Genomic DNA, 559 nt, shown 5'->3' with positions numbered 1-559 from the left:
AAAAGGAGAAATTTTAAGTTTTTTGGCTAGGATTTCCCTATCTCCAGAAGCTTGGTTAAGCATGAGGACAAAGTCTGTATTATCAAAGATATTTTCAATTTCTGCACTTCCTAAAAGGTCTTTTACGTTTTGTGTTATACCTGTTGGAACTCCACCCCACTTTCTAAATCTTTTCCATATTTCAACTGAGTATTGGGCAGTTTGCTGATCTTTTAAAAGCAAGTGAAACTCGTCAATATAGTATCTTGTTGCCCTATTAGCCCCCCTATTTGAGGAAACTTTATTCCATACCTGGTCTTGTATTACTAACATTCCTATTTTCTTAAGTTGATTTCCCAGTTCCTTTATATCAAAGCATATAAGCTTTTTATTAAGGTCTACATTACTTCTGTTATTAAATACATTTAAAGAACCAGTAACATAGATTTCCATTTCTGTAGCCAGCTTTCTTCCTACACTTTCTTCTTGTTCTTGGAGAAGATTATAAAGGTCACTTAGTATAGGCATATTTTCAGGTTTAGGGTCTGTAAAATAATCCTTGTATATCTTAGGTAGACAC

The 559-nt window shown here is 33.6% G+C and carries 1 protein-coding gene; it reads right to left on the bottom strand.

Annotated features, from left to right (window positions below; all coding sequences use genetic code 11):
* The coding region (locus C3E88_RS09850) for a type IV secretory system conjugative DNA transfer family protein (RefSeq protein WP_236910016.1) at positions 1-559 on the bottom strand (559 nt) is incomplete at both ends.

It is taken from the genome of Clostridium sp. Cult3 (assembly GCF_021655115.1).
Lineage (GTDB): Bacteria > Bacillota > Clostridia > Tissierellales > Tepidimicrobiaceae > PPXY01.
This window is presented reverse-complemented; position numbering and strand designations above follow the sequence as displayed.